Source organism: Actinoallomurus iriomotensis, assembly GCF_030269445.1.
Lineage (GTDB): Bacteria > Actinomycetota > Actinomycetes > Streptosporangiales > Streptosporangiaceae > Actinoallomurus > Actinoallomurus iriomotensis.
The window spans coordinates 93,963-114,258 of record NZ_BSTJ01000004.1; the positions used below are offsets into that span (position 1 = coordinate 93,963).

At 70.8% G+C, this 20,296-nt stretch carries 14 protein-coding genes; 2 read left to right on the forward strand and 12 right to left on the reverse strand.

Translation table 11 applies throughout. The features are described from left to right. Positions 1-177: 177 nt before the first annotated feature. The 12 genes from QSK37_RS17855 to chvE form a co-directional block, all read right to left on the reverse strand. Positions 178-1,302, reverse strand: a complete 1,125-nt coding sequence (locus tag QSK37_RS17855; protein ID WP_285622234.1) for a M20/M25/M40 family metallo-hydrolase — start codon at positions 1,300-1,302, stop codon at positions 178-180. Further along, positions 1,299-4,601 (reverse strand): serine hydrolase, encoded by a 3,303-nt coding sequence (locus tag QSK37_RS17860; protein ID WP_285622235.1) that lies wholly within the window; start codon positions 4,599-4,601, stop codon positions 1,299-1,301. The genes QSK37_RS17855 and QSK37_RS17860 overlap by 4 nt, the downstream gene beginning before the upstream one ends. Before the next feature lie 203 nt (positions 4,602-4,804). After that, positions 4,805-5,551, reverse strand: coding sequence for an ABC transporter ATP-binding protein (locus tag QSK37_RS17865; protein ID WP_285622236.1), 747 nt, complete (start codon positions 5,549-5,551; stop codon positions 4,805-4,807). A 132-nt stretch (positions 5,552-5,683) separates the two neighbouring features. Beyond that, entirely contained in the window at positions 5,684-7,627 is a 1,944-nt protein-coding gene (locus QSK37_RS17870) for a dipeptide/oligopeptide/nickel ABC transporter permease/ATP-binding protein (protein ID WP_285622237.1), read from the reverse strand. Positions 7,628-7,630: 3 nt separating this feature from the next. Further along, complete coding sequence (locus QSK37_RS17875) at positions 7,631-8,629, reverse strand: ABC transporter permease (RefSeq protein ID WP_285622239.1); 999 nt, start codon at positions 8,627-8,629, stop codon at positions 7,631-7,633. 6 nt (positions 8,630-8,635) lie between these two features. Continuing rightward, positions 8,636-10,222: an ABC transporter substrate-binding protein gene (locus tag QSK37_RS17880; RefSeq protein ID WP_285622242.1), complete on the reverse strand. Its 1,587-nt coding sequence runs from the start codon at positions 10,220-10,222 to the stop codon at positions 8,636-8,638. A 31-nt stretch (positions 10,223-10,253) separates the two neighbouring features. Then, the gene (locus QSK37_RS17885) at positions 10,254-11,642 is read right to left on the reverse strand and encodes a serine hydrolase domain-containing protein (protein ID WP_285622244.1); all 1,389 of its coding nucleotides are present in this window, start codon (positions 11,640-11,642) and stop codon (positions 10,254-10,256) included. A gap of 124 nt (positions 11,643-11,766) precedes the next feature. Then, positions 11,767-12,816, reverse strand: a complete 1,050-nt coding sequence (gene galT, locus QSK37_RS17890) for a galactose-1-phosphate uridylyltransferase (RefSeq protein WP_285622247.1) — start codon at positions 12,814-12,816, stop codon at positions 11,767-11,769. Between the two features lie 42 nt (positions 12,817-12,858). Further along, positions 12,859-13,893: a LacI family DNA-binding transcriptional regulator gene (locus QSK37_RS17895; RefSeq protein ID WP_285622249.1), complete on the reverse strand. Its 1,035-nt coding sequence runs from the start codon at positions 13,891-13,893 to the stop codon at positions 12,859-12,861. Between the two features lie 14 nt (positions 13,894-13,907). Next, positions 13,908-15,155, reverse strand: a complete 1,248-nt coding sequence (gene mmsB / locus QSK37_RS17900) for a multiple monosaccharide ABC transporter permease (RefSeq protein WP_285578870.1) — start codon at positions 15,153-15,155, stop codon at positions 13,908-13,910. Continuing rightward, entirely contained in the window at positions 15,152-16,699 is a 1,548-nt protein-coding gene (mmsA, locus tag QSK37_RS17905; protein ID WP_285578872.1) for a multiple monosaccharide ABC transporter ATP-binding protein, read from the reverse strand. Before mmsA ends, mmsB begins: the two co-directional genes overlap by 4 nt. Before the next feature lie 65 nt (positions 16,700-16,764). Beyond that, complete coding sequence (gene chvE, locus QSK37_RS17910) at positions 16,765-17,901, reverse strand: multiple monosaccharide ABC transporter substrate-binding protein (protein ID WP_285622250.1); 1,137 nt, start codon at positions 17,899-17,901, stop codon at positions 16,765-16,767. Positions 17,902-18,129: 228 nt separating this feature from the next. On the opposite strand from chvE, the gene QSK37_RS17915 reads away from it, so the two are divergent. Further along, entirely contained in the window at positions 18,130-19,287 is a 1,158-nt protein-coding gene (locus QSK37_RS17915; protein ID WP_285622252.1) for a mandelate racemase/muconate lactonizing enzyme family protein, read from the forward strand. Continuing rightward, positions 19,284-20,288, forward strand: coding sequence for a zinc-dependent alcohol dehydrogenase (locus QSK37_RS17920; RefSeq protein ID WP_285622254.1), 1,005 nt, complete (start codon positions 19,284-19,286; stop codon positions 20,286-20,288). Before QSK37_RS17915 ends, QSK37_RS17920 begins: the two co-directional genes overlap by 4 nt. Positions 20,289-20,296 lie beyond the last annotated feature (8 nt).

Genomic DNA, 20,296 nt, shown 5'->3' on the forward strand with positions numbered 1-20,296 from the left:
TCGCTCGGTCACAAGACCTCCTTCGTCGGCCCCGCGACCACGGTGCTCTGCTTGTCGGTTCCCTTACTTCGCTCGGTCACAAGACCTCCTTCGTCGGCCCCGTGACCACGGTGCTGCGCTTGCCGGTTCCCTCGCTTCGCTCGGTCATGGCATGCCTGCTCCTCAGCTCGTCGGGGGTCACGGTCGCGTCGCGGTGGGCGTGGCGAGCGGGTCCGGCGTGCCCGCCAGCAACCGTTCGACCAGCGCGCGCACCAGCGCGGTCCGCGCGGGCATCTCCTCGACCAGTACGTGTTCGTCGGCGGCGTGCGCGCCGCCGCCGACCGCGCCGAGGCCGTCCAGGGTGGGCGTGCCTACGCCGGCGGTGAGGTTCCCGTCGGACGCGCCACCGACCGCGGCCCGACCGGGCTCGGGCAGGCCCCGGTATGTGGCGAGCCGGCACAGCAACGCATACAGCGGCGCCGAGGCCGCCGCCTCGAGTGGAGGGCGGCTCGGGCCTGCCGCCGTCTCGACGCGGGCGCCGGGCACCGTGGCCCCCAGAGCGCGGATCGCCCGGTCGACCCGTTCCTGTTCCGCCACGGTTCTGGCCCGTACGTCGACGGCGAACGCCCCCTCGGCCGGGACGGTGTTGGTGGTGGTGCCGGCGCGGGCGAGGGTCGGCGTGACCGTGGTACCGGCCGTCCGGTCGGCGAGCTCGCTGACGGCCAGCACCTGGTGGGCCAGTTCCAGGGTGGCGTTCACGCCCCGGTCCGGCTCGAGCCCGGCGTGGGCGGCGCGCCCGGCCACGCGCACCTCGTACTGCGAGGCGCCCTTGCGCTCGGTCTTGAGGGCGCCACCGTCGGCGGACGCCTCGAACACCAGCGCGGCCGTCACCGCCCTGGCCTCTCGCTCGATCAGTGCCCGGGAACTGGGCGAGCCGATCTCCTCGTCGCCGGTCACGAGCAGGGTGACACCGTCGAGTCCGGCGGCCGCGTGGAACGCCATGACCAGGCCGGCCTTCATGTCGAAGCAACCGGGTCCGCGCAGGATCCCGTCCTCGACGGTGCAGGGGTGGTCGGCGAGCGTGCCGAGTGGCCAGACCGTGTCGTGGTGGCCGAGCAGCAGCACCCGTGACGGCTCCGCGCCGAGTCGCCAGCGCAGGTGGGTCCGGCCGTCCAGCACGATTCGCTCGGGCGCGACGCCGAGGCGGGCGGTACCGACCCGGGCGACGACCTCGGCCGAGCGTGCGACGGCGGCCAGGTCGGTGGAGGGCGACTCGCACTCGATGAGGGCGCGCGCGTCGGCGAGCAGGTCGCGAAGAGTCATCGGTCCACCCTCGGGGTGGCGCGTACGCCGAAGTGCAGGTATCGCTCACCGGTCGGCAGCTCGTAGAACGTGACCGGCGCCCAGGTCTCCGCCTCGGGCGGCTTGACGGCGAACAGAGCCGGACCGACCGGTATCAACGGGTGCTCTTCGACCGGGTCGGGTACGAGCTCGGCGAGCGGACCGGTGATGGTCGTACGGAGCAGCGGCCCCTCCGGGCCGTTCTCGACCTCCATGCGCACGCCGCTCCGCTCGTAGACGCCGACGTAGGGCGCCACGTCGACGGCCACCGGTTCGGGCGGCGGCGCGAACGGCTCCGGCATCGTGATGCCGGCGACCTCGGCGAAGATCTCCCGGTACAGGTCCTGGTAGAGGTCGCGGGCCTGACCGCCGTTGGTGAGCAGGGCGACCGCGAGCCCCTGCTCGGGCAGCACCCGTAGGAAGGCCGCCTGGCCGAGAGTGTTGCCGTCGTGGCCGATCAGGCGGTGCCCGTCCCAGCCGAACCGGATCCAGCCGAGCCCCCATGAGTCGCCGAGGACGTATTTGTCGGGCAGGTCGGCCTGGTGCGCGGTCATGGCGGCGGCGCTCTCCGCGCTCAGGATCCGCGTGCCGTCGGCGGCGAGACCGCCGGTCAGGTGCAGGCGCGCGAAGGCCAGGACCTCGGCGACGGTCGAGGTGACCAGCCCGGCCGGACCGATCGAGCGGGGCAACATCCAGGCGGGCGCCGGGACGAGGCCGCCGTCGCGCTCTTCGTGGCCGACCGCGGCGGAGAAGAGCAGCGCCTCCTCGGGCAGGGTCACCGTGTGCGTCAGCCCGAGCGGAGTGGACAGCCGGTCGCGTAGCGCCTGGTCCCAGGTCTGCCCGGTGACCTTCTCGATCATCCGGCCCAGCAGGGCGTAACCCGAGTTGCAGTAGGAGAAGGTGGCGCCCAGCGGGTGGTTCTGCCCGGCTTCGCCGAGGACGGCGACGTACTTCTCCAGGCAGTCGTCGCCGCGGCCGGTGTCGGTGAACACGTCGCCGTCGATGCCACTGGTGTGGTTGAGCAGGTGCCGCAGCGTGACCGACTTCGTGACGTCCGGGCTCGCGAGCCGCAGCTCGGGCAGGACCTCGGCGACCGGGGTGTCGAGCGCGAGCAGCCCCTCGTCGACCAGGGCCATCGCCACGGTCGCGGTCCAGACCTTGGTGATCGAGCCGATCTGGAACAGTGAGTCGGTGGCGACCGGCGCGCCGGTGCGGACGTGGAGGACGCCGTGGGCGGCCTCGACCAGCTCGTCGTCGGCCCCGTTCTTACCGATGCGGAGGATGCCGAGCTGCGCGCCGGGCACGTTGTGCCGCTCGGCGAGCCGGGCCAGCCGCCGCTGCCAGTGGGCGCCGTCGACGCGTACCCGGCCGGCCCGGCCGGTGTGCTGTTCGAGCCAGTCCAGCACACGGTGGTTGAAGTCGAGCCGCTGCGAGGGCGGGCCGGCGAGGATGAAGAGGTGCGAGGCGTCCGGGTAGACGACCAGCCGGGTCGGGACGCCTCGCTGACGCAGCGCGGTGTGCCACTGCTGGGCCTGCCCGACCGGGCAGGTCAGGTCGGCGGCGCCGTGCAGCAGGAGCGTCGGCGTACGGACGTCGGCCACGCGGGTGAGCGGTGACATGGCGGCGTACTCCGCCGGCTTCTGCCACGGAGTGCCGCCGCGCTCGTGGACGCTGAGCGAGTGGCCCTCGGCGCTGGAGCCGCCCAGGCTCACCGGGTCACTGACCGTACCGCCGGCGACGGCCGCCGCGAACCGGTCATCGTGACCGGTCAGCCAGCAGGTCATGAAGCCGCCGTAGCTGTAGCCCGCCACCGCGAGCCGGTCCGGGTCCGCGAACCCCTCGGCGACGAGCCGGTCGAGCGGCTCGAGGAAATCGGCCGCGTCCGCGACGCCCCAGCCACCGCGGACCCCGTCGTAGAACTCCTCGCCGTATCCGTCGCTGCCGCGCGGATTGACCATCAGCACCGCCCAGCCGCGGCCGACCAGCTCCTGGTGGTAAAGGTGGATCTCGTCCGCGGCCGCGTTCCACGCGTTGTGCGGGCCGCCGTGCACGTCGAGGAGCACCGGCCGCGGGCCGCCGCGTTCAGGATCGTGCATCAGCCAGGCCTGCACCTCGGTGCCGTCGGAGACGGTGAACCACCGCTCCTCGCGGGGGTACAGGTCCACGTCGGCGAGCGCGGCGCCATGGCCGGTCAGCACGGTCTCGGCCCCGGTCGCCAGGTCCACGACCGCGATCTCGCCGAATGACGTGGGGGTGGTGAGCGCGACCGTGGCGCGGCCCTCGGCGACCGACAGCCCCGAAACGACCCGGCCGGGCCCGGCCACGACCGGGCGCGCGTCATCGCCGTCGGTCGTGGCCGACCACAGGTGGGTGCAGCCCTGGTCACGCAGGCAGAAATAGATCCGGCCCTCGTGCTCGTGCGGCAGGCCGCCGGGGTAGCCGGGGGCGCCGGACATCACGTTGCGGTCGAGGGCGCCTGAGAGGTCGGTGACCTCGCCGCCGACGGCCCCGACCCGGTACAGGCGAGCGTGCCCGACCGGGTCGCCGGGCCGGCCGACCACGAGCAGTGCCGAGCCGTCGGCGACCCAACCCACCGTGCCGGCCACCCCGTCGACGAAGGCGAGCACACGTGGCGGGTCGTACGGTGCGTCCACCTCCAGCAGGTGCACCGGGGTGCGGTGGCGCAGGTCGCTGTCGGCACCGGCCCTGCGGGTGAAGGCAAGGAGGGTGCCGTCGGGCGACCAGGCCGGGGTACCGGCGCTCTCCGGTCCGTCGGTGAGCTGCCGGACCTCGCGGCCGTCCAGGTCGAGGACGTGCAGCTGCCGGCGCACCGGGCCGTACACCCCCTCCCCGTCGGCCTGGTAGTCGAGGCCGTCGGAGACCATCGGCCCCCGCGCGCCGCCGGTCGGGTCGACCGGCGCGGTGAAGGCGAGCCGGCCGCCGTCCGGGCTCCAGCGCGGAGCCCCGGCACCGAGCGGCAGGTCGGTCACCTGTTCGGGCTCCCCTCCCCCGGTGTCGAGCACGATGACCTGCCCGTCACGGAGGAAGGCGAGCCGGCTGCCGTCCGGCGACCAGGCCGGCGCGGTGTCGGCCGGACCGGAGGTGAGGCGGCGGGGTGTGCCGCCGTCGGTGCCGACCAGCCACAGCTGATCGACGACGCGGTCGCCGTCCGCGTCCAGGGTCCGGAGCACGTACGCGATCCGGCTTCCGTCCGGCGACAGCACCGGTTGTGACGGCACCGCCAGGTCGGTGAGGTCCTCGATGCGCAGTCGGCGGCTCATGAATCCTCCTTCGTCGGGGGAATAGCCAGGGGCACTGTGTTCATCGATTCACTCGCTCCGCTCACTCATGAGCCCTCCTTCGTCGGAGGAGTAGCCAGGGGCACTGTGTTCATCGATTCACTCGCTCCGCTCACTCATGAGCCCTCCTTCGTCGGAGGAGTAGCCAGGGGCACTGTGTTCATCGACGCACTCGCTCCGCTCACTCATGGCGTGCTCCTTCGTGTCGTTCGCCCGGGTACGGCGGCGAGCAGTTCGCGGGTGAAGTCGTGACCGGGCTCGGTGAGCACGCGTGTCGTCGGTCCCTGCTCGACGAGCCGGCCGTGCCGCATGACCGCGACGTGCGAGGCGACGTAGCGGACGACTGCGAGGTTGTGGGAGATGAACAGCATCGCCAGGCCGAGCTCGCGCTGGAGCTCACGGACGAGGTTGAGCACGGCCCCCTGGACCGAGACGTCCAGGGCGGAGGTGATCTCGTCAGCGATGATCACGCGGGGGCGTGCCGCGAGCGCCCGCGCCAGCGCGACCCGCTGCCGCTGGCCGCCGGACAGCCGGGACGGGACGACGGCGGCGCAGGCCGGGTTCAGGTGCACCAGCTCGAGCAGCCGCTCGACCTCGGCTCGCCGGCCGGCGCGTGAGCCGCCCGGCGGGATCGCCTCGGCCACGCATCGGCCGACCGTCATCCGTGGGTCGAGCGACGAGTAGGGGTCCTGGAAGACCATCTGCAGCGGACGTGACCGGCCTCGGGCCGGGACCGGCGCGCCGCCGAGGGTGATCCGGCCGCCGGTGAGCGGGGCCAGGCCGACGGCGGCCCGGGCCAGCGTGGACTTACCGGAGCCTGACTCGCCGACGAGCCCGACCACCGCGCCCTCCGGCACCGTCAGGCTGACGCCGTCGACCGCGGTCGTCCGGCCGTAACGGACCGTGACGTCCTCGAAGCGCAGCTCGCTCATGAGGCCTCCTTCGTCGGAGGAGTGACCAGACGCGCGTGCTTACCGATTCGCTCGCTTCGCTCACTCATGAGCCCTCCTTCGTCGGAGGAGTGACCAGACGCACGTGCTCGCCGATTCGCTCGCTTCGCTCACTCATGGCGACTCCACCAGTTCGTCGATGCTCTGGTCGTCCGGTTGGGCCGGCAGCGCCTCGCCCGCGTGCCAGCAGGCCACCCGGTGGCGTGGCGAGTCGGCCTGGTCGGCCGCCAGCGGCGGGTCCTCGGCCTGGCAGCGGGCGTCGGCGAGCGGACATCGATCGGCGTAGGCACAGCCGGATGGCACATCGGCCGGGTCGACCGGGCGGCCCGGGATCGTCGCGAGCAGCTCGTCGAGGTCCGTGTTCATGTCGGGCACCGCGTCGACCAGCGCCCGGGTGTAGGGGTGCCGGGCGGCGGCCAGATCGGCGGCCGGCATGTCCTCGACGATCCGGCCGGCGTACATCACCAGGATCCGGTCGCAGACCTCGCCGACCACCGTGACGTCGTGGCTGATCAGGATCAGCGCGACGTCGTCCGCCTCGCGGATCGCGGTGAGCAGGTCCAGCACCTGCTGCTGCACGGTGACGTCGAGGGCGGTGGTCGGCTCGTCCGCGACGATCAGCGCCGGGGTGCCCATCAGTCCCATGCCGATCATCGCTCGCTGGCGCATCCCGCCGGAGAACTCGTGGGGATACTGACGGACACGCGTGTCCGCGTCCGGGATCCGGACCGCGGTCAGCCGGTCGACGACGCGGGCCATCGCGTCCCGGCGGCTCATGCCCTGGTGATGTGTTGCCACCTCCGCCAGCTGGGCACCGATCCGGCGAGTGGGGTTGAACGCGGTCATCGGGTCCTGGAAGACCATGGCCAGCGTGGTGCCCAGCATCCGGCGCCGCGCCGGGGTGTCCGGCGCCAGCAGGTCGTTCCCGAGGAGATCGAGCCGGGAGGCGTCGACACGGCCCTGGTCGGCGAGCAGCCGGGTGATCGCCAGGGCGGTCATGGACTTGCCCGAGCCCGACTCCCCGACGATGCCGACCGCCTCGCCGCGGCGTACGTCGAAGGACACCCCGCGGACCGGCCGTACCGGACCCGACGGCCCGGAAACGGTGACCTCGAGGTCGCGGACGTCGAGCACCACATCGGACGGCCGGTCCCCCGGGTCCTCGCCCTGGCCCGTACGCTCAGGGCCGCTCGCCGACCCGGCGCGTGCGGGCGACGCCGCGCGCAGGCCGATGCCGACGGGTATGCCGAGCCCCTTGGCCACCGACTCGCCGAAGAGGTTGAACGCCAGCCCGGCCAGCAGCACCGCCGCCCCGGGGACGAGCGCCGCGGCCGCGTTCACGTAGATCGTGCCGATGCCGTCGTAGAGCAGGCGGCCCCAGTCGTACGAGGGTGACTGGACACCGAGACCGAGGAACGACAGTCCGGCGAAGGACAGCAGTGCGGTGCCGGCGCCGACGGTGGCGTTGACGACCAGCGGTTCGGCGATATTGGGCAGCACGTGGCGGACCAGGATCCGGAACCGGCCGATCCCCATCGTCCGGGCGGCCGCGACGTAGTCCCGCTCAGCGACCCCGGCGACGAGCGTCTGGGTGAGGCGCCCGAACGCCGGAGCGCCCGCGAGCCCGATGGCCAGGACCGCACCGGTGGCGCCGACGCCGAACACGACCGCGAAGAACAGCGCCAGCAGCAACCCCGGGAACGCGACGGCGATGTTCACCACCGCCGCCACCAGCCGGCCGGGCCGGCGGCCGAGCACGAACGGCGCCGACCCCAGCAGCAACCCGGCCACCACCGTGATCACGATGGCGAGCAGGGCGAGCGTGATCGACAGCCGGGACGCGACGAGGACCCGCAGGAGGATGTCCCGGCCGAGGTTGTCCGTCCCGGCCCAGTGTTCGGCGGACGGCTGGGACAGGATCGCGTCGGTGTCGACGGCGTCGGCGCCGGATCCCCACAGAACCGGTCCGAGGACGGCCAGGGCGGCGATCGCCACCACGAGCACGGTCGCCGTGAGGCCCAGTGGCGTACGGACGATCCGCGTCCAGCGTCCTTTCATCCGTCAGTCCTCCCGGATCTTCGAGCGGGGATCGAGCAGGGCGAGGGCGACGTCGACGACGAGGTTGGTGATCAGCACGCCCACGCCGTACACGAGGACGATCGCCTGCACCACCGGGTAGTCCTTGGTGAGGATGGACCGCACGATCGTGCTGCCGAGGCCCGGCCAGGCGAAGACGTTCTCGACCAGGACGGTGCCGGCGACCAGCGCGCTCAGCAGGAGTCCGCCCAACGTCAGCGCGGCGGTGACGGCGTTCGGCAGAGCGTGGCCGGCGTAGACCGTCCGGGCGGGCAGGCGCTTGGCCCGGGCGGTGCGGACGAAGTCCGCCTCGAGCACTCCGACCATCTCGACGCGGACGATGCGGGCGAGGATCGCCGCCGGCCCGATCGCCAAAGAGAACACCGGCAGGACGTACGCCGCCGCGGTGTCGTCACCGGCGACGGGCAGCCACCCGAGCTGGATCCCGAAGACGTAGACCAGCACGACGCCGATCAGGAAGTCCGGAATGGTCGCCATGATGATGCCGGTCGTGGTGAAGGCGAGCTCGGTCCGCCGCCCGTGGCCACGCCGGGTCAGCACACCCATGACGACGCCCAGCGGGATCGCCAGGACCACGGCCGCCAGGAACGCGAGCACGGCCAGCGCGAGTGTGGCCGGCAGCCGCTGGGCGACCACGCCGGAGACCGGCAGCCGGGAGGCCAGCGAGGTGCCGAGGTCCCCGGTGAGTAGGCCCTTCAGGTAGTGGAGGTACTGGGTGAGGAGCGGGTCGTCCAGGCCCAGGGCGTGCCGGCGGGCCTCGACCAGGTCCGCCGGCGCGGTGGGGCCGAGCGCCCCCCGGACCGGGTCCCCCGGGATGAGGTGGATCATCGCGAAGGACGCCGTCACCAGGACCCAGAGCGAGACCAGCAGCCGCCTGAGGCGCCGGACGCCGAACCGTACCCACGGACGAGCCCAGAACCTCGGGCTCGGGACGGTCAACGTCGCCGGCATGTCCGCTGTCATCGTTCGCTACTTCGCCAGCATGCGGATGCTGGTCGGGACGAGATGTCCAGGCGTCTGGAACGTCGCCGCCTTGCCGAACGTGTGCACGACATCGCCGGCGAACGGCACGATGTCCGCCTTGGCGATCAAGCCGGACTCCGCGGCGAGCCAGTCGCGGCACCCGGCGTCGCCCTGGATCGCCATCGCCGACTTCACCGCCGTGTCGTAGGCCGGATCGGAGATCGCGGCGAAGTTGTTCCCCTGCGGCGCCGCCGGCCCGGAGAGGAAGGGCACGAGTTGGTCCGGGGTGTTGACGTTGACCGGGACCCAGGCGACGTCCCAGTTCCCGGCACCGAAGATCGTGCCGGTCAGCGTCGTCTCGTTCTGGCTGTGCGCGGTGGCCTCAACGCCGATCGCCTTCCACTGCTTCACCTCGAGTTCGGCCGCGGCGTCGCCAGCGCTGCCGCTGTTGTTCTGGTAGAGGAGGGTCAGCCGCAGCGGCTTGCCGCCCTTGGTACGCCTGCCGTCGCTTCCCCTGGTCCAGCCCGCCTGGTCGAGCAGGGCGCCCGCCGCCTGCGGGTCGCCGGCCGGCAGGGCGTGGGAGACCGAGTCGCCGTGACAGGCGACCGGTTCGCTCGCGGCCAGCGTGGTCGCCGCGGTGCCGCGACCCGACGTGAGAACCTTCTGCAGCTGGCCGAGGTCCAGCGCCTGCGTCAGTGCCTTCCGGACTCTGGGATCGCTGGTGGGCCGGCCCGCGTGCTGGTTGTACCACTGCTCCCCCACCAGAGCCGGGGTCTTGGCCGCGTACAGGCCCGCCTTCTCCAGCCGTACGGCATCCGACCCGACGATCTGGGCGCCGTTCAGGCCACCCGAAAGCAGCAGGTTCGCCGCTGTCGTCTCGTTCTCGACCACCTTGATCACGACGGTCTTCGGCAGTCCCTTGGTCGCGGTCGTCGCGCCGTTCGGACCCCACGTGTAGCCGTCGCGGATCGCGTACGTGTAGTGGTCACCGGGCGCGGCCTGGATCAGCTTGTAGGGTCCGGTGCCGGCCGTCGCCGTCTTCAGCGAGGACCGGCTCGCCATGCCGCTCGGGCAGACGATCGGCAGTCCGGAAAGTCCGTTGAGGACGAACGGGGCCGGTCCGGCCAGCGTGAGCGTCACGACACGGGTGGCGTCGTCGCCCTTCGCCTTGGCTCCGGCCGGGAGGAAGGCACCGAGGAAGGGGCTCTTGCTCTTCGGATCGGCGACGAAGTTGAGGTTCTTCGCCACGTCGGAGGCGGTGAGGCGGGTGCCGTCGGAACAGGTGATGCCGTCGGCCAGCGTCAGCGTGACCGTTTTGCCCTTGACCTGCCAGCTCTTGGCCAACGCCGACTGGATCTTGCCGGTACCGCCGTCGACGCTGACCAACGCGTCGTAGGCGAACTTGGTGACGGTGAACAGAGAGCTGCCCGCGCCCATCTGGGGGTCCAGGCCGCCCGGGTCCGAGGAGAGCCCGAAGGTGAAGGTGCCCCCGTCGACGACCTTCGCCTTCCCGCCGCTGTTCGAGGTGCCCCCGCAGCCGGTGAGCGCGGCTGCGGCCAGGGTGAGACAAAGGCCCAGAGTGGTCGGCTTCATGGCTGTTCCGTTCCGTGACGGGGTTCGGTGGTCAGGCGCCGGCGCGGCGGACCGCGCGGCCGAGGTGCAGGTACAGCGCATGGCCGGTGCCGTCGTCGCCTATGAACGCGTGCGGCATGTGCATGCCGCGATCGGCTTGCACCGGAATCAGCATGTCGTCGCGGTAGTGGACGAGTTCGGTCCGCTCGGCCCGCCCGCCCATCTCCTCGAAGACGCCCTTGGGCGTCTGTTCGATCCAGATCCGCTGGTCGTCGTCCTGGCTGACGGTGAGGTCGAAGACCTGAGCCGAGTAGGTGCCGACGTACCGCTCCGCGTCGATCCGCCGGGGCTCCGCGGGCGGGACGGGGAGGGCGGGCAGACCGACCGCGGTGAGCTCGCCGAGCACGTGGCCCACGACGTCGCGGTGGAGCGAGACGGCGTCGCCGCCGTTGGTCAGCAGCGCGACGGCCAGCCCGGCCTCGGGGACCATCCGGAGGAAGGCGGCCTGGCCGATGGTGTTGCCGTCATGACCGATGATGGTGCCGGCCGGCGTGTCGAACCGTTCGAATCCCAGGCCCCACGAGGTCCCCATGAGGCCGAGCTCGGGCAGGTCGACCTCCCGGTCGTGCATCCGTGCGGCGGTCCCCGGAGCCAGCACCTGGGCGCCGTAGGCCGTCAGGCCGTCCTCGAGATGCATCCGCGCGAAGGCGACCAGGTCCCGCGGCCGCATCGCGAGCATCGAGCCGGCCGGTGCGTTCGACCGCGCCATGGCCCACATCGGCGCCGGCACGTAGCCGGCGCCCGGTTCCATCTCGATGTGGCCCACCGCGGCGCGGAACATGATCGCCTCATAGGGCCCGGTGGCGGTGTGGGTGAGCCCGAGCGGCGCGATGAGGTGTTCGCGCAGGCACGCGTCGTACGGCTGCCCTCGCAGCACCTCGACGAGCCGGCCGAGCACGCAGTAGCCGGCGTTGTTGTACGAGAACTGCTCACCGGGCGGGAACAGCTGCGGCACCTCGTGCAGGGTCGCGACGTACTTCTCGAGACAGTCGTCGCCCACCCCGGTGTCGGTGAAGACATCCCCCTCGAACCCGGCGGTGTGGTTGAGGAGCTGCCGGACGGTGATCCGCGCGGCCGCCTCGTCGTCGGCGATGCGGAACTCCGGCAGATGACTGCGCACCGGCCGGTCGATGTCGATCTTGCCTTCGTCGGCCAGCTGCATGACCAGCGTGCTGGTCCAGAGTTTGGTGATCGATCCGATCTGAAAGACCGAATCCGCGGTCGCCTCCACCCCGGTCGCCTTGCTGAGCGACCCCGCTGCTCCGTCGGCCACCTGGTCGCCCTGCGCAACGGCCCAGCCCGCGCCCGGAACATCGTGCTCTTCGAGCAACTGTGGAAGCCGCTCGTCGAGCCAGGCCTGGATGTCATCAAGGTTGCCCATGCGTGGTGATGCTAGGCACGATGCCATCCGAAAAGTTCGTCGTGACCGACAGCTTGGAGCATGCGGACTGGTTGGATCCGACCAGCGGAAACAGGCCCGTACAGGTCGAGCATGAAGCAGCGGCTCACAGCTCGCGGAGGCGCGCGGCGGCGGCATCGGGGAGCACGTCGTTGATGTACGCGCCGCCGCCGGTCTCGCTCGTGGCGAGGAACTTCAGTTTGTCGGCGGTGCGCTGGGGCGTGTAAACGCGGGCGCACAGGTGCGCCGCGTCGCGCTTCGTACGAGCCGGGGCCTGGTACCAGCAGGCCATGTACGGCGTCGGGTGCTCGTAGAGAGCGTCGAAGCGGCGCAGCACGTCGGCGTACAGGCGCATGAGCTCGTCGCGCCGTGCGGCGTCGAGGGCGGGCAGGTCGGGAACGCAGGCGCGCGGGGCGACGTAGACCTCGTACGGCCAGCGGGCGGCCTCGGGCACGTAGGCGAGGAAGGCATCGGTCTCGGCCACGACGCGGGGCCCGGCGGCTTCGCGCGCGACCACCTCGCACATCAGGCATCGGCCGTGCTCCTCGAAGAACCACTCGGCGGCGGCGAGCATCCGGCGCGGGGTGGGCGGGACATACGGGAAGGCGTAGATCTGGCCGTGCGGGTGCGGCAGGGTGGCGCCGATCGCCGCACCGCGGTTCTCGAACAAGAAGACGTACTCCACGTCGGGGCGCTTCGCGAGGGCCGCCGTACGGTCGGCCCAGGCGCGGCCGACGGTGGCCAGCCGTTCCGGCGGAAGTGCCGCGAAGGACCCGTCGTGGTAGCTGGTGAAGCACAGCACCTCGCAGCGTCCGCCGGCCGAGCCGCCGAGCGAGGGGAAGCGGTTCTCGAACGACACCACGTCGTAGTCGGCGGCCGGGATTTCGCTGAGGTGGTCACCGTGAGAGGGGCACAGCGGGCACTCGCCGGGCGCCGGCTGGTAGGTGCGGTTCTGCCGGTGGGCGGCGACGAGGACCTCCTCGCCGTGCAGCACGTCATAGCGCAGCTCGGCGGCGGGCGCGTACGGGGGCAGGTCCCGCCGGTCGGGTGTGGAACGATCCTGCCCGGGCGCGTCGTCGAAGTAGATGATCTCTCTTCCATCCGCGAGCCGCACGGACGTACGAGCGGTGGACGCGGTGACGGCATGGGCCGACATGGTCTTCCTTTCACGGGGCAGCGAGCGCGGGGATGGGCCGGGCTACGCGGGTGCCCGCCCGGCGCTGTTCCGGCTGACCAGCTCGGTAGAAATGATGATCTTGTTGTCGCTGCGGCGACCGCTCTCGATCTGCTCGAGCAGCAGGTTCACGCTGGACCGGCCGACGGCGGCGAAGTCCTGGCGGATCGTGGTGAGCGGCGGGATGAAGTACGCCGCCTCGGGGATGTCGTCGAAGCCGATCACGCTGACGTCCTCGGGCACCCTGCGGCCCGCCTCATGCAGGGCGCGCAGCAGGCCCAGAGCGTTCTGGTCGTTGGCCGCGAACACCGCCGTGACCTTCGGGTCCGCCGCCAGCGCCAGGCCGCGCTCGTATCCCGACCCGGCGCTCCAGTCGCCGGGGATGGTCGGCGGCACCGGTGCTCCGGCATCGGTCAGCGCGTCGCGCCAGCCGCGGTGGCGCTCACGCGCCTCCAGCCACGACATCGGGCCGGGCAGGTGGTGCACGGTCCGGTGGCCGAGGTCGAGGAGGTAGCGGGTGGCCGCCTTCGGCCCGGTGTACTGGTCCACCCCGACGGCCGGGACGATCGTCTCGCTCTCCATGACCACGACGGGCAGGTCCCGCGGCAGGTGCTTGATGGTCTGGGTCAGCGGGGCATGGCCGGGGATCACGATGAGCCCGTCCACGCCCTGGCCGCGCAGCCGCTCGGCCGCCTCGGCGATCGAACGCTCGCTGGTCGACTGCAGCGCGATGACGCTGGTGAAGTAGTCGGCCTCCCGCGCGCAGCGCTCGATCTCACTGATCATCGAGGCGGGCCCGAACTGGGTCGCGTCGAAGCTGACCACGCCGAGTGTGCGCGACCGGCCGGTGGCCAGGGCACGGGCGAACGCGTTGGGCCGGAAGTCCAGCTGGGCGGCCGCGGCGAGGACCTTCGCCCGGGTCTCCGTGCTCACCCTCGGGTGATCCTTGAAGACCCGGGACACGGTCTGGTGCGACACCCCGGCGAGCTTGGCCACGTCCCGAAGGCCGGGGCGCGCCGTGACCCGCGCGTCGCCCCGGTCGTCGGGCTCTGTGGTCATGGGATTGATCCTATTTATCGGGAGGTGCCGGCCCGGCGCTTTGCCCAAACGTCGAACGCGACCGCGGCGAGCAGCACCAGGCCCTTGATCAACATGACCCGCTCGCTGGGCGCGCCCAGCAGGGACATGCCGTTGTTGATCACAGCCATGATGAGACCGCCGGTGATGGCGCCGACGACCTTGCCGACGCCGCCCTGCACCGCCGCGCCGCCGATGAACGCCGCCGCGATCGAGTCGAGCTCGAAGTTGGTGCCGGCGGTCGGGCCGGCCTGGTTGAGCCGCCCGGCGAAGATGACGCCGGCGATGGCGGCCAGCACACCCATGTTGACGAACAGCAGGAACACCACGGACTTGGTCTTGATGCCGGACAGCCGGGCGGCCTGGAGGTTGCCGCCGAGGGCGTACATGTGCCGGCCGAAGACCGCGCGGGTGGTGAGCAGGGTGTACGCCAGGACCAGGACGGTCAGCAGGATGAGCACCACGGGCAGGTTCTTGAACCGCGCGAGCTGCACCACGATGAACATCACGACGAAGGCGGCCAGCGCCATCCGCACGATGAACACCGGCAGCGGGCCGACGTTCTGGCCGTACCCCGCGCGGCCCTGGCGGGCCCGCCACTGGGTGAGCACGATGCCCGCGACGCCGATCACGCCGACGATCAGGGTGAACAGGTCCGCGCCGCCCAGCGGGCCCAGTCCGACGTTGCCGAAGTAGCCGGGCAGGAAGCCGTTGGCGAGGGTACGGACCTGGTCGGGGAACGGGCCGATGCCCTGGTTGCCCAGCACGGTGAGCGTGAGGGCACGGAAGATGAGCATGCCGGCCAGCGTCACGATGAACGCCGGGATCTCGAAGTAGGCGATCCAGTAGCCCTGCCACGCTCCGATCAGCGCGCCCGCGACCAGGGTCAGCACCACCGCGAGCGGCCAGGGCACGTGGTGGTTGACCATCAGCACGGCGGAGATCGCACCGCAGACGGCGACCACCGAGCCGGCCGACAGGTCGATGTGGCCCGCGATGATGACGAGGATCATCCCGATCGACAGGATCAGGATGTAGGAGTTCTGCACGAGAACGTTGGACATGTTCTCCGGGGAGAGCAGGCTCCCGTGCGTGAGGATCGCGAACAGCGCGACGATCAGCGCGAACGCGACGTAGATCCCGCTCTGCCGCAGGTTGACGGAGAAAATCCGGTCGGCCACGCCGCCGCGGGACGGGGGCGGAGCCTCGCCCTTGTCCGGGCGGGCCGGTGCGACGCTGCTCATTGGGCGATCTGCTCCTCATCGTATCTGGTCATGAACTGCATCAGCCGCTCGGGCGTGGCCTCTGCTCGGGAGACCTCACCGGTGATGCGCCCGGCCGACATCGCGTAGACGCGGTCACAGATGCCGAGCAGCTCGGGCAGCTCCGAGGAGATGACCAGCACGGCCTTGCCCTGATCGGCCATCTCGTTGATGATCGAATAGATCTCGTACTTCGCGCCGACGTCGATGCCGCGGGTCGGCTCGTCGAGGATCAGCACGTCCGGGTCGGTGAACAGCCACTTGGACAGCACGACCTTCTGCTGGTTCCCGCCGGAGAGCTTGCCGGTGACCGCGAGGACGCTCGGCGCCTTGATGTTCATGCTCTTGCGGTAGCCCTCGGCGACGCGGAACTCCTCGTTGTCGGGGACCCATCCCCGTCTGGCGAGCTTGCGCAGCCCCGCCGTCGAGACGTTGCGCTTGATGTCCTCGATGAGGTTGAGGCCGTACCGCTTGCGATCCTCGGTGGCGTACGCGATGCCGTGCTTGATGGCGTCGCCGACCGACTTGATGCGGATCTCCTTGCCGTCCTTGTAGACCCGGCCGGTGATGCCGACGCCGTAGCTACGGCCGAACACGCTCATCGCCAGCTCCGTACGACCGGCGCCCATCAGGCCGGCCAGGCCGACGATCTCGCCGCGCCGCAACGTGAGGTTGGCGCCGGACACGACGAGGCGTTCGTGCTGTGTCGGGCTGCGCACGGTCCAGTCCTCGATCCGCAGCACCTCCTCACCGATGGTCGGCTCGTGCTCGGGGAAACGATGCTCCAAGTCGCGACCGACCATGCCGGAGATGATGCGGTCCTCGGTCACGAGGTCCTTCTCCATGTCGAGGGTCTCGATCGTGCGGCCGTCGCGCAGGATGGTCGTCGAGTCCGCGATCGCCTTGATCTCGTTGAGCTTGTGAGAAATGATCACGCAGGTGATGCCCTGCTCGCGCAGACCGCGCAGCAGGTCGAGCAGGTGCGCGGAGTCGGCGTCGTTCAGCGCCGCCGTCGGCTCGTCCAGGATCAGCAGCTTCACGTCCTTGGACAACGCCTTGGCGATCTCCACGAGCTGCTGCTTGCCGACCCCGAGGTCCATCGCCGGGGTGACCGGGTTCTCGTCCAGGCCGACGCGGGCGAGGAGTTCGGCGGCGTCGGCGTTGGTCCGGTTCCAGTCGATCAGGCCGCGATGGGCGCGTTCGTTGCCGAGGAAGATGTTCTCGGCGATCGACAGGTACGGGCTGAGCGCCAGTTCCTGGTGAATGATGACGATTCCGTGCTTCTCACTGTCGCGGATGCCGGAGAAGCGGCACGGCTCGCCGTCGAAGTCGATCTCGCCTTCGTACGAGCCGTGCGGGTAGACCCCGGACAGCACCTTCATCAAGGTGGACTTGCCCGCGCCGTTCTCGCCGCAGATCGCGTGGATCTCGCCGCGCCGTACCACCAGGTTCACGTCCTGCAGCGCCTTGACGCCGGGGAACACCTTGGTGATCCCGCTCATCCGCAGAATCGCGTCGTCGGTCATGTCATGCCCTTCAGATCACGGCGGAGGGGCGGGCGGCGCACACGGCGCCGCCCGCCCCAGGCCCGCTACTGCAGCTGCTGAGCCGTGTAGTAGCCGGTGTCGATGAGGGTCTTCTGGACGTTGGTCTTGTAGACCGTGACCGGCTGGAGGAGCATCGACGGGACGACCTTGTCGCCGTTGTTGTAGTCCTTGGTGTTGTTCACCTCGGGCTTGCCGCCCTTGAGGACGGTGTCGGCCATCTTCACGGTGACCGCCGCGAGCTGGCGGGTGTCCTTGTAGATGGTCGAGTACTGCTCGCCCTTCATGATCGACTTCACCGAGGCGAGCTCCGCGTCCTGGCCGGTCACCACCGGGTACGGCTGACCGGAGGTGCCATAGCCGGCGCTCTTGAGAGCGGACAGGATGCCGATCGACAGGCCGTCGTAGGGCGAGAGCACACCCTGGACCTTCGTGCCGCCGCCGTAGGCCTTGGTGATCAGGTCCTCCATGCGCTTCTGCGCGGTGGCCGGGTCCCAGCGCAGGATCGCGACGGTCTTGAAGTCCGTCTCCTTGCTCTTGACCACCAGGGTGCCCTTGTCGATGTAGGGCTTCAGGGTGGCCATGGCGCCGTTGTAGAAGAACGTCGCGTTGTTGTCGTCCGGCGACCCGGCGAAGACCTCGATGTTGAACGGACCCTTGGCGGTGCCGTCGGAGCCGTCCTCCTTCTTCAGACCGAGGCCCACGAGGAGGGACGTGGCCTGCAGGACGCCGACCTTGTAATTGTCGAAGGTGGCGTAGTAGTCGACGTTCGGCGACTTGGTGAGCAGCCGGTCGTAGGCGATGACCGGGATGTGCTTGTCGGCCGCCTCCTGCAGTTGGGTCGTCAGCGAGGTGCCGTCGATCGAGGCGACGATCAGGAGCTTGGCGCCCCGGGTGATCTGGTTCTCGATCTGGTTGACCTGGGTGGGGATGTCGTTCTCGGCGTACTGGAGGTCGACCTTGTAGCCCAGCTTCTCGAGCGAGGCCTTCACGTTCTGGCCGTCGTGGATCCACCGCTCGGAGGACTTGGTCGGCATGGTGACGCCGACCAGCGCGCCCTTTGCCGAGTCGGCGCCCGCCGCACCCTTCTTGTCGACGGTCTTGGTGCTCGAGCCGCACGCTGCGGTCACGCTGAGGGCCATGAACAGGCCCATGGCCATCGTGGCCATCTTAGTGAATCTCATGTCCCACCTTGGGTCGGGCCAGGCGGCTACGCCGGGGTTACAACTGGATTTCGCTGCCGTGTCCGGGAGTGTTACCGGTCACAAATCTGATGTCAAGACACAGTTCGGAAACGCGAGCTACCACCCTCTAGCCGTTGACTTTGCCGATGTGACCGGTAACATCCGCGTGTCGTGAGGTCGTGGTGGCCCCCGCCTCTGGTCCCGCAACACGAGGAGCACTTGGTACACATGCGCATCACCGGTATCTCGACACACGTCGCCGGCACGCCCTGGCGCAACCTCACGTTCGTCCAGGTCCATACCGACGAGGGGCTCGTCGGTGTAGGCGAGGCGCGGATGCTGAACCACACCGACGCGCTCATCGGCTACCTGGCCGAGGCCGAGGTCAACCACATCAAGGGCTCGGACCCCTTCGACATGGAGGACCTGGTCCACCGGATGAAGTACGGCGACTACGGCCGGGCCGGCGAGATCGTCATGTCCGGGATCGCCTGCGTCGAGATGGCCTGCTGGGACATCGTCGGCAAGGCCCTCGGCCAGCCCGTCTGGCGGCTGCTCGGCGGGAAGGTCCGAGAGCGGATCAAGGCGTACGCCAACGGCTGGTACACCGTCGAGCGCACCCCCGAGGCCTTCCACGAGGCGGCCCGGAAGGTCGTCGAGCACGGCTACCAGGCGCTGAAGTTCGACCCGTTCGGCACCGGCACGATGGAGCTGGACCACGCCGAGACGATGCGCTCGGTCAGCCTCGTCGAGGCGGTCCGCGACGCCATCGGCGAGGAGGCCGAGCTTCTCGTCGAGATGCACGGCCGGTTCTCCCCGGCGACCGCGATCCGGCTGGCCGGGCTGCTCGCGCCGTTCAAGCCGAGCTGGCTGGAGGAGCCCTGCCCGCCGGAGAACCTCAAGGCCCTCGCCAAGGTCTCCGCCCACACCGACCTGCCGATCGCCACCGGCGAGCGCATCCACGACCGGATCGAGTTCCGCGAACTGTTCGAACTCCAGGCCGTCGACGTCATCCAGCCCGACATCTCCCACATCGGCGGCATCGCCGAGACCCGCAAGCTCGCGGCCACCGCCGAGACGCACTACGTCATGGTCGCCCCGCACAACGTCGGCGGCCCCGTGCTGACCGCCGCCAACCTGCACCTGGCGGCCTGCACCACCAACTTCAAGATCCAGGAGCACTTCAACGACTTCGCCGACTCGGCGATCAAGGGCGTGGCGCCCGGCCTCCCCGAGGTCGTCGACGGCTACTTCACCCTGCCGGAAGCCCCCGGCCTCGGTGTCGAGCTGGACCTGGACGCGCTCGCCGCGTTCCCCCGGCAGCGCGCCAACTTCAACCTGTTCGCCGACAACTGGCACCTACGTGACCCGGCCAGGACCAAGTGAGCCGGTCGGTACTTCTGGAGTGGCCGGGTCGCCAGCGGCTGGTCAAGGGAGAGGTACCCGTACCCGGGCCCGGTGAGGTCCTCGTCCGCGTCGCCGCGGCGGGCATCTGCGGCAGCGACCGCGAGCTGTACGAGGGCGGTCGCCCCGAGCCGTACCGGACGTTCCCCATCGTCCCCGGCCACGAGTGGTCGGGGACGATCGAAGAGGCCGGGCCCGGGGTCGACCCGTCCCTGGTCGGCCGGCCGACGGTCGGCGAGGGCTTCGTGAACTGCCAGGTCTGCGACCGATGCCGCGCCGGGGACACCAACCTGTGCGGTGCCGGCTACGACGAGATCGGGTTCACCCGGCCCGGCGCGTTCGCCGACCACCTGATCGTGCCCGCACGTCTGCTGCATCCGCTGCCCGCGGGCACCGACCTGAGGGCCGCCGTGCTGCTCGAACCGGCGGCGGTCGCCGCCGCCGCCGTTCTCCAGGCTGCTCCGCTGCCCGGAGAACGGGTCGGCGTGGTCGGCGCGGGTACCCTCGGCCTGTTGACGATCCAGCTGCTGGCCGCCTCCTCCCCCGCCGAGCTCGTCGTCAGTGACCCCCGCGCCGGCCGCGAGCCGGTCGCGCGGGTGGGCGGCGCGACGGCCTACTTCCACCCGGACCGGCTCGACGCGCTGGACCTCGACGTCGTCGTGGAGACCGCGGGCGCCCGTGACTCGGCGGCGGCGGCCGCCCGGCAGGTGCGCCGGGGCGGACGGCTCGTGCTGACCGGCATCCCGGGCGGAGCCCCGGAGGGGCTCTCCCCCGCGAGCATCGTCGGCCGCCAGCTGACGGTGACCAGCGTGTTCGGCGCTCCGGCGGCGGCCTGGGCGTACGCCGTACGCGCGTTCACCTCCGGTCTGCTCGACCTCGCCCCCCTGGTCACCCACGAGCTGCCGCTCGAGGCCTACCCCGACGCGGTCGCGCTGCTCGGCCAGGGCGACGAGAACGTCGGCAAGATCATTCTTAGACCCTAGGAGTCCGT